This window comes from Achromobacter sp. SIMBA_011, from assembly GCF_046535435.1.
GTDB lineage: Bacteria > Pseudomonadota > Gammaproteobacteria > Burkholderiales > Burkholderiaceae_B > Achromobacter > Achromobacter dolens.
Genome location: NZ_JAWRWN010000150.1, coordinates 1 through 344 on the forward strand (window position 1 = coordinate 1; position 344 = coordinate 344).

Sequence of the window (344 nt, forward strand, 5' to 3'; positions counted from 1 at the left end):
TCTAAAGCTGTAATCGCTAACTGAGCATTAGCCGCACTACTAAGCGTAACCCCAGAAAGAGCTAAGCCGGTAGTATTCATATCGGTAGTGATTTTTAGGTTCATGACCTGATTAGCATCTGCACCCACCTGGTAATCAGCGTCATATGAACCATCTAAAAGATTCTCTCCACCGAAAGTAGTATCGTCAGAAACTCTGTCTATCTCGGCTTTCAATTCAGTAAACTCTTTGTCAAGAGCTCCTCGGTCTGAATCAGAGTTTGACCCATTAGCCGCCTGGATAGACAAAACACGCATACGTTGAAGCATGTTAGTGGTTTCATCTAAAGCTCCTTCCGCCGTTTG

The 344-nt window shown here is 44.2% G+C and carries 1 pseudogene; it reads right to left on the minus strand.

Going from position 1 to position 344, the window contains the following annotated elements:
* A pseudogene (locus SB816_RS30320) lies at nucleotides 1-344 on the minus strand (flagellin); the annotation flags it as partial.